Annotated in this window: 9 protein-coding genes; 7 read left to right on the top strand and 2 right to left on the bottom strand. The window is 73.2% G+C overall.

Going from position 1 to position 13,516, the window contains the following annotated elements:
• Window positions 1-7 precede the first annotated feature (7 nt).
• The gene (locus IFT90_RS15290) at window positions 8-952 is read right to left on the bottom strand and encodes a hypothetical protein (protein ID WP_192043064.1); all 945 of its coding nucleotides are present in this window, start codon (window positions 950-952) and stop codon (window positions 8-10) included.
• Window positions 953-1,306: 354 nt separating this feature from the next.
• Between IFT90_RS15290 and IFT90_RS15285 the strand changes: the two genes are divergently transcribed.
• The 7 genes from IFT90_RS15285 to IFT90_RS15255 all read left to right on the top strand — a co-directional run bounded on the left by IFT90_RS15285 (window position 1,307) and on the right by IFT90_RS15255 (window position 12,072).
• Window positions 1,307-3,877 carry a S8 family serine peptidase gene (locus IFT90_RS15285; RefSeq protein WP_371812335.1) on the top strand — a complete coding sequence of 857 codons (2,571 nt, stop codon included), beginning with the start codon at window positions 1,307-1,309 and terminating at the stop codon, window positions 3,875-3,877.
• Between the two features lie 163 nt (window positions 3,878-4,040).
• A complete protein-coding gene (locus IFT90_RS15280) occupies window positions 4,041-5,279 on the top strand; it encodes a substrate-binding domain-containing protein (RefSeq protein WP_192043063.1) in 1,239 nt (412 codons plus the stop codon).
• Window positions 5,280-5,380: 101 nt separating this feature from the next.
• Window positions 5,381-7,060 (top strand): ABC transporter substrate-binding protein, encoded by a 1,680-nt coding sequence (locus tag IFT90_RS15275; RefSeq protein WP_192043062.1) that lies wholly within the window; start codon window positions 5,381-5,383, stop codon window positions 7,058-7,060.
• Window positions 7,057-8,037: an ABC transporter permease subunit gene (locus IFT90_RS15270; RefSeq protein WP_192043061.1), complete on the top strand. Its 981-nt coding sequence runs from the start codon at window positions 7,057-7,059 to the stop codon at window positions 8,035-8,037. The genes IFT90_RS15275 and IFT90_RS15270 overlap by 4 nt, the downstream gene beginning before the upstream one ends.
• Complete coding sequence (locus IFT90_RS15265; RefSeq protein WP_192043060.1) at window positions 8,034-9,014, top strand: ABC transporter permease; 981 nt, start codon at window positions 8,034-8,036, stop codon at window positions 9,012-9,014. The genes IFT90_RS15270 and IFT90_RS15265 overlap by 4 nt, the downstream gene beginning before the upstream one ends.
• Window positions 9,011-10,852 (top strand): ABC transporter ATP-binding protein, encoded by a 1,842-nt coding sequence (locus tag IFT90_RS15260; RefSeq protein WP_371812334.1) that lies wholly within the window; start codon window positions 9,011-9,013, stop codon window positions 10,850-10,852. The genes IFT90_RS15265 and IFT90_RS15260 overlap by 4 nt, the downstream gene beginning before the upstream one ends.
• 35 nt (window positions 10,853-10,887) lie before the next feature.
• Window positions 10,888-12,072 carry a glycoside hydrolase family 1 protein gene (locus IFT90_RS15255; RefSeq protein ID WP_192043059.1) on the top strand — a complete coding sequence of 395 codons (1,185 nt, stop codon included), beginning with the start codon at window positions 10,888-10,890 and terminating at the stop codon, window positions 12,070-12,072.
• A 99-nt stretch (window positions 12,073-12,171) separates the two neighbouring features.
• Here the strand turns inward: IFT90_RS15255 and IFT90_RS15250 are convergent, their stop codons facing one another.
• Complete coding sequence (locus IFT90_RS15250) at window positions 12,172-13,455, bottom strand: GNAT family N-acetyltransferase (protein ID WP_192043058.1); 1,284 nt, start codon at window positions 13,453-13,455, stop codon at window positions 12,172-12,174.
• Window positions 13,456-13,516 lie beyond the last annotated feature (61 nt).

Below are 13,516 nucleotides of genomic sequence, written 5' to 3'. Positions count from 1 at the left end.
CCCGGGGTCACCGGCTGCACGGCACGCCCGCGCTCTCGAGCAGCGACCGGAGTCGCCGAGGGTCGCCGAGGTGCCAGGCGGTGCACCGCACGAACGCGCGCACCTCGGACTGGCGACGGATCGCGTCCTCCCGGAGCTTCTCCTTCACCACCACCTGCTCGGGCGTCAGCGACCCGCGCCACCGGCTCTGCGTGTACTTGCTCACGCCGTCGAACTCGAGGACGCAGCCCTGGTCGGGGAACCAGAAGTCGACGTGCGGGTCCCACCGGCCGCGTCCGAGCTCGAACCGTCGTTGCAGCACGGGCACGGGCGCGCCCAACCGGTGCAGCAGCACCCGGGTGCGCGACTCGCCCGCCGAGTCGGAGCGGCTGTCCGCGAAGGCCAGGGCTCGGCGGGCCCCGGCCTGGCCGCGCGCCCGCGGCCGGCGGTCCAGCGAGGCGAGCACCGCCTCCTTCGTGGTCAGCTCCCGGTGCAGCAGGTCGTCGAGGACCACGGCGACCTCCTCGAGCGACCGTGTGCCGAGGGCGAGGTCGGCCGCGGTACGGGCGGGCGTCGTGAGCCGGACCCCGCGGAGCGACGACACCTCGTCGTCCTCGAGCGGTCCCTGGTGCTTCACGAGGGCGACCGTGGACTGCGGGCCGAGGGCGTCCGGGTCGGTGACGTGCACCCGGTCGGGCCAGGCTCCGAGCACCGGCGTGCGGAGCAGCGCGGCCGCGGACAGGTGGGACACCACGTGGCGGGCGCCGGTGCGGCCGAGGGCGGACTCGACCAGCAGCACGTGGCGTCGACGGGGCGTCAGCGCGTCCCACTGGTCGGCCCGGACGTACGAGCCAGGATGGAGGCGCCGCCAGCGTCCGGCGGACGCGGCCCGTCGCAGCCTGGTCGCCTCGCGCGAGTCGGCGCCGAGGCTCGGCACCCGGACCAAGAGGGGGAGGGGGTCGTCGTCGATCACCCGACGACCCTGCCCGAACGCGCCCCTCGGCGTCGGATCCTCTCCACAGGCCGCGTCGCCCCGGGTGCGCCGCCCGTCGCGGTCGTTCGCGTCCCGTCTCGTTCCGAGCGTCCCGTCCCGTCCCGTCGAGACGGGATGCTCGGAACGAGACGGGACTCCTCGCGGTGCGGTGCGCGGTGCGGTGAGCGGGGTACGGGCGGGCAGGCCGCTTCGCGCACTCGTCACACGCCGGAAACACGGGGCCCCTAGTCTGGGGGACATCCGGCCTCGGGGGCCGCTCGACCAGGGGGCCGAGCGACCTGGTTCCTCGAGGCTCGCGCCCGTCGCCGTGCGCCCGACATCAGGAGTCACCACGTGATCAGATCCACCCGACGCCGGGGAGCGCGCTGGGCGACCGCCCTGGCGCTCACGAGCGCCCTCGTGCTCGCACCCACCGCCGCGTTCGCCGCCGACCCGGCCGTGTCGCCGGTCGGCGCCGACGGCACCGACGCCGACGCTGCAGCGTCGGGTGCGGCCGACACGGCCGCCGCGGCCGCCGCCCCGACGGAGGCCGAGGCGCCCGCCGCCGAGACGCCCGCGGTCGAGGCGCCGGCCGAGACGCCCGCTGCTGAGGCCCCCGCCCCGGAGGCTCCCGCCGCCGAGACGGAGGACGTGACCGCCGAGGTCCCCGCCGCGTCGGCCCGCGTGGTCGACGGCATCGTCATGAACTACGTCGTCAACACCACCGTGCGCAGCGCGGACGCCGTCGCGGACGCCTCCGACGCGGTCGTCGCCGCCGGCGGCGTGGTCCTCTCCGAGTACCCCGAGATCGGCGTCGTCACGGCGCAGTCCCGAGACGGCGACTTCCTCGCCACGATGCGCGGGACGCTCGGCGTCGAGTCGGCCGGGCCGACCCGCACGGCCGAGGTCGTCGACGACGAGGTCGAGGTGCCGGCAGAGGTGCCCGCGACCTCCGGCGCGACCGCGCCCGCCGCCGGCGCGACCGGCGCCGGCCCCCAGTCCCTCGACCGCCCCCTGGGCACCGAGGTCGCCCCGGTCGACCCGCTCGAGGCCCAGCAGTGGGACATGGCCGCGATCGGCGCCCCCGAGGCGCGGGAGATCGAGGACGGCGACGGCGTCGTCGTCGGCGTGCTCGACAGCGGCATCGACGTCTCGCACCCCGACCTCGCCGGCCAGGTCGACGCCTCCAAGTCGGTCGGCTGCTCCGTCAACGGCCAGCCCGACCGGTCGCAGGCCGCCTGGGTGCCCGTGGACGACTCCGAGTCGCACGGCACGCACGTCGCCGGCACGATCGCCGCGGCCGACAACGGCGTGGGCATCGTCGGCATCGCGCCGGGCGCGACGCTCGCGAGCGTCAAGGTCGTCAACTACGACGGCTTCATCTACCCCGAGTACGCGCTCTGCGGCTTCATGTGGGCCGCCGACCAGGGCTTCGACGTGACGAACAACAGCTACTACGTCGACCCGTGGGAGTTCTGGTGCTCGACCGAGGCCGACCAGGCCCCGGCGCTCGAGTCCGTGACCCGCGCCGTCGAGTTCTCCGAGCAGCAGGGCGTGCTCAACGTCGCCGCCGCGGGCAACTCGAACTACGACCTCGCGAACAAGACGCGCAGCGCCTCCGGGCCGAACGACACGACCCCGGTCGACCGTGACGTCTCGCAGGGCTGCTCCGACATCCCCACCGAGATCCCGGGCGTCGTCACCGTCGCGTCCGTCGCCGAGCAGGCCGACGGCTCGACCGCGAAGTCCTCCTTCTCGAACTACGGCGAGGGCGTCATCGACATCGCCGCCCCCGGCTCGCGCATCCTCAGCACGGTCTTCGGCGGTCTCTACGCGAGCTACAACGGCACCTCGATGGCCTCCCCGCACGTCGCGGGCGTCGCTGCCCTCCTCGCCGCGACCCACCCCGGTGCCTCGCCCGCCGAGCTGCAGGCCCTGCTCGAGCAGCAGGCCACCCCGGTCGCCGGTGCGGGCGGGCTCACCGGCTCGCGCTACTTCGGCGCCGGTCTCGTGAACGCCTTCGCGGCGGTCACCGAGGACCTCGTCCCGGCCCTCGGCCCGGTCGCGGCGGTCGCCGACGGCACGGTCCAGGCGGGTCGTCCCTTCCGCGTCCTCGGCGCGAACTTCGTCCCGGACGAGACCGTGACGGTCACCGGCCCCGACGGGGAGCCCCTCGACGGCGAGTTCATCGCCGACGCCGAGGGCCGCCTCGTCGGTCCCGCGGTGCTCAGCCCCTTCCTCCCGGCCGGTGCGACGACGCTCGAGCTGACCGGCGACGCGGGCAGCCGCGCGACGCTCGACCTGCTGGTCGAGGAGGCGGTGGCCGGGCCTGCGATCACCGCTCCCGTCGCCGGGTCCACCGTCGAGGCCGGCACCGTGACGGTGACCGGCACGGCCCAGCCGGGCGCCCTCGTCACGGTCGTCCTCGCCACGGCCGACCAGTTCGAGGGCTTCGAGCAGATGGTGACGCCCACGTCGCCCTCCGCCAGGCTCGACGTGGCGGGGGAGCCGGTCGCGTTCGACACGGACCTCGGGTTCTCGGTGTCGACGATCCAGACCGACGCGACGGGCGCGTTCACCGCCTCCTTCACCGGGGTCCCGGCTGGCGACTACGGCACCACCGCGCTGCAGGTCCTCGCCGACGGCACCTCGTCGACGTTCACCGACCCGGTGCTGTTCAGCGTCGCCGCGGCGGCCGTCGTGCCGCCGGTCACGGTGCCGGGCACCGGCGTCGTCCCCGTCACGACGCCCGCGGGCACCGGCGTGGTGCCGGTCACCTCGACGCGTGCCGGTGCCCTGGCCTACACCGGCTCGGAGCCGGGCGCGCCCCTGTCGGCCGCTCTGCTCCTCCTCGTCGCCGGTGCCGGCGCGCTCGTCGCGGCTCGTCGCCTGCGCCGTCGCGCCGACACGAGGATCGACGGCTAGGCCGCAGGGTCGCCCTGCGACCCTCGCTCGCGACGGAGCCGCTCGTCCTTCCCGGACGGGCGGCTCCGTCGCGTCGCGCGCCGCTCTGCCCCGCCCTGCCCCCTCGGCCCGAGCGGCACCCCGTGCCTAGGATGGACGCCATGCCCTGCGCCGGACGGACCCCGTGACGAAGGCCCCCACCGTCTACGACGTGGCCGCCCACGCGGGCGTCTCGATCGCCACCGTCTCCCGCGTGCTCCGTCGTCCCGACGACGTGCGTCCCGAGACGCGGGCCCGCGTGCTCGACTCCGTGCGGTCGCTCGGCTACGTGCCGAGCGGCGCCGCGCGCGGCCTCGCGGGTCGTCGCCACGGCGTGCTCGGCCTGTTCCTCCCCGGGCACGACGGCATCGACCTTCCCGAGCCCGACTGGGAGCGCGTCGCGGACGCGAGCCGCATCCCGCTGATCGACGACCGCGAGGGGCGACCGACGCCTCCTGCGCCGACCGGCACCGGCACCGGCACCGGCGCCGGGACCGGCACCGGTGCGGCGACCGACGCCCCCCGCACCGCGTCCAACCCGGCGAACCTCTACTTCGACGAGGTGCTCCGCGGCGCGGAGGTCGAGTCCTGGAGGCGCGGCTTCGCCCTGATGGTCGCCGCCGGTCGGGGCTCCAGCCGGGAGGTCATGCTCAACGACATCGCGGGTCGTGTGGACGGCCTCGCCGTCCTCGCCCAGACCGTGCCCGACGACCTGCTCGCGCACGTGTCGCGCCGCATCCCCGTCGTCGTGCTCGCCGACTCCCGTCCCGGCGACGAGCTCGACCACGTCAGCGTCGACAACGCCGCGGGCATGCGCGCCCTGACCGCGTTCGTCCTCGGGCGCACGACGGGCGAGGCGCGCGAGCCGGGCGACGCCCCTGGCGCGGTCGCCGACCTCGTCTACGTCGCCGGCCCCGGCGACTCTCCCGACGAGGCCGATCGGCACCGCGGCTTCGACCAGGCCGTCGCGGCGGCCACGGCGGCCGCCGCGCGGCAGGGCCACGGCCCGGTCCGCGTGCGCGTCGAGCGCGGCGACTTCTCGCGCGAGGGCGGCAGGCGAGCCGGGGAGGCGCTGGTCGCCTCCTCCGACCCGCTCCCGCAGGCCGTCGTCTGCGCCAACGACCAGTCGGCGCTCGGCGTGCTCGACGCGTTCGTCGCGCACGGGGTGGACGTGCCGGGCCGGGTCGCCGTGACGGGCTTCGACGGCATCGAGGCGGGACGCTTCTCGACCCCGCGCCTCACGACGGTGCGCCAGCCGATGAACGACCTCGGCCGGGTCGCGGTGCGCACCATCGTGACGCGGCTGACCGACCCGACCGCGCCTCCTCAGCGGGTGACCCTGCCGGTCGAGGTCCTGCTGCGCGAGAGCTGCCCCGCCCGCTGACCCGCCGCGGTCGACGTCGCCGCCACCGCCGTTGCGTCGCAGCGATGTATGCGCTTACACTGGCGATGCTCACCTCGACGACGAATGAGAGAACCGTGGCGATGACGCACACGCACAGACACCGCGCCCGAGCGCGCACCGCCGTGGCGGCCCTGGCCGCCGCCACCGCCGTGGTGCTCGTGGCCACCGGCTGCAGCATCCAGATCCGCAGCGAGCCCGACCCGACGATCGGCGCCGACACGATGCTGATCAACGCGGACAAGGGCAACCCGCAGTTCGAGCGGAACTTCAACCCGTTCCTCACGAACAAGCGCACCGCCTCCACGTGGATCTACGAGCCCCTGCTCGAGATCAACCCGCTCGACGGCGAGATCACGCCGTGGCTCGCGAGCGAGACGACGCTGCCCGACGCGCGCACGGTCGACATGACGATCCGCGACGGCGTCGAGTGGTCCGACGGCGAGCCGATGACGCCCGACGACGTCGTGTACACGTTCGACCTGATCAAGGCGAACCCCGCGCTCGACCTCAAGGGCGCCTGGCAGCACATCGACACGGTCGAGCAGCAGGGCGACCACGTCGTCTTCCACCTGCAGACCGACGACGTGCCGGCGATGGAGATCATCGGCCAGACGACGATCGTCCCCGAGCACCTCTGGAGCGAGGTCGACGACCCCGCGACGTACCGCAACCCCGACCCCGTCGGCACCGGCCCGTTCACGCTCGGCAACTACTCGGCGATGCAGTACTCGATGGACAAGAACGAGTCCTACTGGCAGGCCGAGAAGATCGACATCGCGCACCTGATCCTGCCCGCGACGAACAACCAGCTCGACACCGTCACGCGCGGCTACGACTGGGCGTACTCGTTCATCAGCGACGTCGAGGGCACCTGGGGCGCGGCGAGCGACACGAACTCGTACTGGTTCCCGCCGGGCGGCGTGATCGGCCTGATGCCGAACCTCACGAAGGCGCCGTTCGACGACGTCAACGTGCGGAACGGCATCGCGCTGGCGCTCGACCGCGACCAGATCGCCGAGTCGGCGACCGAGGGCTACCTCGAGCCGGCCGGGCAGACCGGGCTCATCCTGCCCAACCAGCAGGACGACCTCGACCCCTCGATCCCCGACGAGGGGGTGATCGGCCAGGACGTCGACGGCGCCCTCGCCGCGTTCGCGCAGGCCGGCTACACGCAGCAGGGTGACCAGCTGGTCGGCCCCGACGGCCAGCAGCTGCGCATGACGATCCTCACCGCCAACGGCTACACCGACTGGCTGAGGGCCGTGCAGGAGGTGCGGGCACAGCTGGGCGCGATCGGCATCGACGTGCAGATCCAGGCTCCCCAGCCTGCCGGCTACCAGTCGGCCATCGCGAACGGCGAGTTCGACATGGCGCTCGGCGGCATGGGCAACGGCAACACGTACCAGGCCTACAACACGCTGCTCAACAGCGGGTTCGCGACGCCGATCGGCGAGACGACGGCCTCGAACTTCGGCCGCTTCAGCGACCCTGCCGTCGACGAGCTGCTCGACGAGTGGAAGGCCGCGATCGACCCCGCCGAGCAGCAGCGGCTGTCGTACGCGCTTCAGAACGTCGTCTACGAGCAGAAGCCGGTCATCGGCCTCTACTACGGCGGCCTCTGGGGCCTGTTCAACGACTCGAAGTTCACCGGCTGGCCCAGCGAGGAGGACCCGTACATGGCCCCGCAGAACTACGACCAGGCGCCGCTGCTAATCTTCACGAAGCTGAAGCGCGTCGACCAGGGCGGTGACGACCAGTGAAGTACGCAGCGCAGAAGCTCGGCCTCTTCGCCCTCACCCTGTGGGCGGCGGTGACGCTCAACTTCATCTTGCCGCGGCTGATGCCCGGCGACCCCACCGACGCCGCGATCGCGAAGCTCTCGCAGAACGGCCCGGTCACCGAGGCCACCCGTGCCGCCATCGAGGCCCAGCTCGGCGTGCCCGACGGCAACGTGCTGCAGCAGTACGTCGCCTACCTCGGCCAGGTCGTCCGGCTCGACTTCGGGACGAGCTACACGTTCTTCCCCGAGACGGTCGGGCACCTCGTCGGGCAGGCGCTGCCGTACACGCTGATCCTCGTCGGCGCGTGCACCGTGATCGCCTTCGTGGTCGGCACCCTGATCGGCGTCGCCGCCGCCTGGAAGCGCGGCACCTGGCTCGACTCGCTGCCCACGCTCTCGGGCAGCTTCATGAGCACGTTCCCGTACTTCTGGACGGCCCTGCTCCTCCTCTTCTTCCTCGGCTACGTGCTGCACTGGTTCCCGACCACGGGGGCCTACGGCGCGACGACCACGCCGGGCTTCACGCCCGCGTTCGTCGGCGACGCCCTGCTGCACGCGGTGCTGCCGGCGGTGACGATCCTCGTCACGAGCCTCGGCGGCTGGATCCTCGGCATGCGGAACGCGATGATCAACACGCTCGGCGACGACTACGTGACCTTCGCGGAGGCGAACGGCCTCAAGGGCCGGACGGTCGCCGTCCGCTACGCCGCCCGCAACGCGATCCTGCCGAACCTCACCGGCTTCGGCCTCGCCCTCGGCGGGGTGGTCGGCGGCTCGATCCTCGTCGAGCAGGTCTTCGGCTACCCCGGGATCGGCTACCTGCTGTTCAACGCCGTCATCGGCCAGGACTACCCGCTGATGCAGGCCCTCTTCCTGATGATCACCGTGAGCGTGCTCGTCGCCAACTTCCTCGTCGACATCTTGTACGGCGTGCTCGACCCAAGGACCCGCCGATGACCTCCACCGTGTCCGTCCGCCTCCCCGAGGGCGGCGACCCTGCCGGCCCCGCCGCCGAGCAGGCCGCGCCCAGCGCCTGGAAGACCGTGCTGCGCACCGCCGGCGTCGTCTGGTCGAACCCCAAGGCCAAGATCGGCATCGTCGTCCTCGGCGTCTTCGTCCTGATGGCCGTGGCCGCCCCGCTGATCGCTCCGTACGGCGGCAGCGAGAACGGGTTCGAGCGCAACCAGGACGCCTCCTGGGCCCACTGGATGGGCACGACCGCCGCCGGTGAGGACGTCCTCAGCCAGCTGATCTGGGGCGCCCGCATCAGCGTGTTCGTCGGCTTCGTCGCCGGCATCGCCGCGACGCTCGTCGCCGTGGCGATCGGCCTCAGCTGGGGCTACATGCGCGGCCCCGCCGCCGAGGTCGTCGGCTTCGTCGTCAACCTGTTCCTCGTCATCCCCGGCCTGCCGCTGATGATCGTCATCGCGGCCTACCTGCAGAACGGCGGCATCGCGGTCATCATCGCGGTGATCGTCGTGACCGGTTGGGCCTGGGGCGCGCGTGTGCTGCGCAGCCAGACGCAGTCGCTGCGGTCGCGCGACTTCGTCGAGGCCGCCCGGTTCTCGGGCGAGGGCGCGACCCGCATCGTGTTCCGCGAGATCCTGCCCAACATGACGTCGCTGATCGTCGGCTCGTTCTTCGGAGCGGCCACCAGCGCGATCCTGGCGGAGGCGGGCCTCGAGTTCCTGGGGCTCGGCGACTCGTCGATCGTCAGCTGGGGCACGATCCTCTACTGGGCGCAGAACTCGAACGCCCTGCTCACCGGGCAGTGGATCCTCCTGTTCGCCCCCGGCCTCTGCATCGCCCTGCTCGCGATGAGCCTCACGCTGATCAACTTCGGCGTCGACGCCGTCAGCAACCCGCGGTTGAGAGAAGGAGGCGCCAAGCCCGTCAGGGGCGCCCGGCGCGCCGAGAAGGAGGTCGCGAAGTGAGCGACGCACGTTCCACGCCCGAATCCGCAGCTCGCTCCTCGGTCGCAGGCTCCCTCGGCGCTGGGGTCGCGGGATCGCTCCGCGATCCTCTGAGCTCCACCGCGCAGCCCGCCGCCTCCTCGACGACGACCGCCGGCGACGCCCCGCTGCTCGACGTGCGCGACCTCAGCGTCGTCTACGAGTCGGCCGCCTCGACGCCGGTGCAGGCCGTCGACCACGTCTCGTTCTCGCTGCGCCGCGGCGAGTTCGTCGGCCTGGTCGGCGAGTCCGGCTCGGGCAAGTCGACCCTCGGCTACGCGCTGACGCGGCTGCAGAAGCCGCCGGCGCGCACCAACGGCGGCAGCATCGTGTTCGACGGCGCCGACATCCGCGACCTCGACGCCGAGGCCCTGCGGCAGCAGCGCCAGGGCGGCTTCGCGATGGTGCTGCAGTCGGGCATGAACGCGCTCAACCCGGTGCGCACGATCCACAAGCACTTCGTCGACATCTTCAAGGCCCACGGCCACGTGCCGCGCGAGCGCTGGGACTCCCGTGCCGCCGAGCTCGTGCAGAAGGTCGAGCTCGACCCGAAGGTGCTCGCGCGGTTCCCCGGCGAGCTGAGCGGCGGCATGCGCCAGCGCGTCTCGATCGCCCTCGCCCTGTCGCTCGAGCCGCAGCTGATGGTCTTCGACGAGCCGACGACGGCGCTCGACGTGCTCGTGCAGCACGCCGTGATGGACACGATCATCTCGCTGCAGCAGAGCGAGGGCTTCACCGCCGTGCTGATCAGCCACGACCTCGGCATCGTGCTCGAGGCGACCGAGCGGGTGCTCGTGATGCACGAGGGCCGCATCGTCGAGGACGGCCGCCCCGCCGACGTGCTCGCCGACCCGCAGCACGAGTACACGCAGATGCTGCTGTCGCACTACGCCGACCCCCGCGCCGAGGTCGTCTCGCTGCCCGGCTTCGAGGACAGGGCGGTGCGTCGAGCCCGGGGCGAGCGCCGCGTCGACACGACCACCAGCACGCCGAGCGTCGGCACGCGCAGCACGAAGGTGGCCCAGAGCGCGATCACCGTGACCGGGGTCAGCAAGACCTACGCGCCTCCTCGTCGCGGCGAGGATCCCGTGCGGGCCGTCCGCGACGTGTCGTTCACCCTCGAGCCGGGCCAGTCGCTCGCGCTCGTCGGGCAGTCGGGCTCGGGCAAGAGCACGATCGCGCGCATGGTCACCGGCGTCGAGAAGCCGAGCGAGGGCACCATCACGTTCGGCGACGTCGACGTCACGAAGGTCCGCGGACGCGGCCTCCGCGACCTGCGCAGCGACGTGCAGATGGTGTTCCAGGACCCGTACTCGGCCCTCAACCCGCTGCACACCGTCGAGTACACGCTGACGCGGCCGGTCGTGAACTACACGGGGCTGCGAGGGCAGGAGGCGCGGCGCCGCGTCCTGGAACTCCTCGAGACGGTCGGCCTGACGCCGGTCGAGCAGTTCGCGGCGAAGCTGCCGCACCAGCTGTCCGGCGGTCAGCGGCAGCGCGTCGTCATCGCCCGGGCGCTCGCGAGCGACCCGCAGGTGATCATCGCGGACGAGCCCGTCTCGATGCTCGACGTGTCGCTGCGGGCCGGCGTGCTCGCCCTGCTCGAGGACCTCCGCGAGCAGTGGGGCGTCTCGATGCTCTACATCACGCACGACCTGCTCAGCGCGCGGCTCATCACCGACGACGTGATGGTGCTGCACGACGGCGCCGTGGTCGAGCGCGGCCGCACCGCCGAGGTGCTGCAGCGGCCGACCGACCCGTACACGGTGCGCCTGCTCGACGCCGTGCCGAACCCGCGGCGCACGCACCGCGCCTCCTAGCTCGCCCGACCACGCACCACCAGAACGGACACCCGATGCTGACCTTCCCCGACGGCTTCCTCTGGGGCGCCGCGACCGCCGCGCACCAGATCGAGGGCAACAACGTCAACTCGAACTGGTGGGTGCACGAGCACGCCCCCGGCACGACCATCGTCGAGCCGAGCGGCGACGCCGCCGACAGCTACCACCGGTTCCGCGACGACATCCGGATCCTCGCCGAGCTCGGCCTCAACAGCTACCGCTTCAGCATCGAGTGGGCGCGCATCGAGCCCGAGCGCGGCGTCGTCTCGAAGGCCGAGATCGCGCACTACCGCCGCATGGTCGAGACCTGCCACGAGTTCGGCGTCGAGCCGATCGTGACGCTGATGCACTTCACCGTGCCGCGCTGGTTCGAGCGCGACGGCTTCTGGCGCGCGCCCGACGCCGCCGACCTCTTCGCGCGGTACACCGAGCTCGCGCTGCCCGTCGTCAGCGAGGGCGTCCGCTACGTCTGCACGATCAACGAGCCGAACATCGCCGCGATGCTGGCCGGGGGAGAGGACGCGTCGAACCTCGTCGCGTACGGCCTGCCGAACCCCGACCTGCAGGTCGCCGACGCGCTGCTCGCCTCGCACCGGCGCAGCCGCGAGGTGCTGTCGCAGGTCGACGGCCTGAAGTCGGGCTGGACCGTCGCCACCCAGGCGTTCAAGGCCGTCGACGAGCCGGGCGCCGCCGAGAAGACGCGCGAGTACGGCTACGTGCGCGACGACTGGTACAGCGAGATGGCGGCGGGCGACGACTTCGTCGGCGTGCAGGCCTACACGCAGACCTTCGTCGGCCCCGAGGGTCCGCGACCGGTCGCCGAGGGGCTCGAGACGACCCTGACCGGCTGGGAGTTCTGGCCCGCCGCGGCCGCCGAGGGCATCCGCAGCGCCTGGGAGCTCAGCGGCCACGTGCCCGTCATGGTCACCGAGAACGGCATCGCGACCGCCGACGACAGCCGTCGCATCGCCTACACGCAGGGCGCGCTCGAGGGCATCCACGCCACGATCGAGGAGGGCATCGAGGTGCTCGGCTACCAGCACTGGAGCGCCCTCGACAACTACGAGTGGGCCAGCGGCTTCCGCCCCACGTTCGGGCTCATCGGCTGGGACAGGGAGACGTTCGAGCGCACGCCGAAGCCCAGCGCCCGCTGGTACGGCGAGGTCGCGCGGGCGAACGGCCTGCCCGCCGCGTCGTAGGGCGGTCACACCGCACCGCAGCGACGGTCGGGCCGCAGCGTCGGCCCGGCCGCGGCGACGGCTGCGCCGCAGCGGCGGTCGGGCCGCCGCCGGCGCCGCTCAGAACGACGTGACGCCGTACAGCGGCCGCTCGGGCCGGAGCATCGCGCGCAGCGTCTGCACGGCACCGGCCCGACGCTCCCGCACGAGCCCCGCGGCGGCGAGCGTCACCGGGTCGACGCCGCCGAGCCACAGCGAGCCGAGGGTCGCGACGTCGACCTCGAGGTCCGCGCGACGGACGGCGGCGCGCTCGACCGTGCCCGCGCCTCCTGCGCTCGTCAGCCGCCAGGTGCCCGCGGCGTGGCCGAGGTCGTCCGAGACGGCGACGGTGACGACGCCGTCGGCGGCCCACGGCCGTGCCGAGAAGGCGGCGGGCACGTCGAGCAGGCGCAGCCAGACGTGGTCCTGCTCGTGCGTCGTGGTGAGGGCCCGTGCGTCGTCCAGCGCGTGGACGAGCGGGTCGTCGAGCGGCGCGGCCGCCCACGTGATCGACGTCACGAGGTCGATCGCGAGCAGCAGCTCCCACAGCGCGAGGTACGCCTCGTCGGTCGCCGTCACGAGGTCGGCGACCTCGAGCACGGTCTCGGTCGACTTCTCGGTCACGCGGTAGACGACGTACCCGTCGACCCGACCCGAGGAGGCGCGGTGCACGGCCCCCCGCAGGCTGCGGTCGGGCTTCTGGTCCTCGCCCGTCGCGAGCCCGAGCCGCCGGTCCCAGCTGCCGACGGGCCGGTCGATCGAGCCGGGCGTGCGGGCGTGGAACCGCGCGAAGACCTCGCGGGCGACGGGCTCGAGGCGGGCGGTCGGGACGAGCTCCACGGTGCCCGTGGTCGGCGCGAGCAGGCGGACCGGACGGCGACGGTCGATCGTCACGGTGCGCTCGCGGGTCGCCGTGCCGAAGCCGAACCGGCGGTAGATGCTCGCCTCGCTCGCGGTGAGCGCCGCGACGGCGAGGCCCGCCTCGGCGGCGCGGGCGAGGTCCTCGGTCATCATGCGCCGCAGGATGCCTCGACGGCGGTGGGTGGGCTGCACCGTCACGCCCGAGATGAGGTGCGCGGGCAGCAGCGTGCCGCCGCCGACGTGCAGGGTGCGCTCGAACGACTCGAAGGTGGCGACGGGCCACTGCTCGTCGTCGAGGGTGCCGGGCCGCGGCTCGCGGGGCCAGGCGCCCGTCAGCACGCGGGCGTCGGCGACCGCGCGTCGGGCGTCGCCGGCCACGCCCTCCGGGGTGTCGATGCCCTCGTGGAACCCCAGTCGGCAGGCGGCGAACCAGGCGGCGGTCGCGTCGTCGTCGATCGCGGCGGGGAAGGTGCGGAGCTCGTAGGCGTCGTCGAAGGAGGTCACCCGTTCACGCTAGGGGGCGAGCGCCTGCCGGGCCACCATCGTGAGGAGGAGGAGCGAGCCC

Origin of the sequence: Frigoribacterium sp. CFBP 8766, from assembly GCF_014841435.1 — a bacterium.
Classification (GTDB): Bacteria; Actinomycetota; Actinomycetes; order Actinomycetales; family Microbacteriaceae; genus Frigoribacterium.
The sequence above is the reverse complement of the archived record's forward strand: the minus strand, read 5'-3'. Positions and strand labels throughout refer to the sequence as shown.